The following is a 365-nucleotide window of genomic DNA, read 5'->3' as shown; positions in this document are numbered from 1 at the left end:
CTGACCGAACACTGCTTCGACGCTCTGGCTGCGCTTGCGGTAGATACCTCTCCCCCGTTTCGTCCGGAGTTTCCGCTCCATGCGTTCTTTCAGCCCGTACCATTTGGGGATCCGCCCTCGCGGCGGATCCGCCTCCCGAAGCTCCTTCCGTCGCTTCCAGTCTTTGGTCGTGGCGATGAACAGCTCCGTCTGCTCATCCGCTAACTGCGCGTTCGCTTTGCTCCAGTAGCCAGCGTCGGCAAGCGCCATCTCCGGGCGCTTGCCGTTCACCTCCTTGCAGTTCTCCAGCATCGGCTTGAGCTGCTGGACGTCGTTTGCGTCAGTAGTGATGTCCTGCGCGACGATGACCTGCGTGTCGCAGTCCA

1 protein-coding gene is annotated in these 365 nt (G+C 61.6%); it reads right to left on the bottom strand.

Translation table 11 applies throughout. From position 1 onward, the window contains the following. Positions 1-365, bottom strand: a 365-nt coding sequence (locus C451_RS02645; protein WP_007737404.1) for a transposase, incomplete at both ends; no start/stop codon positions are given.

The organism is Halococcus thailandensis JCM 13552 (assembly GCF_000336715.1).
Classification (GTDB): Archaea; Halobacteriota; Halobacteria; order Halobacteriales; family Halococcaceae; genus Halococcus; species Halococcus thailandensis.
Note: the sequence above shows the minus strand (reverse complement) of the source record. Positions and strands in the feature narration are given on the sequence as shown.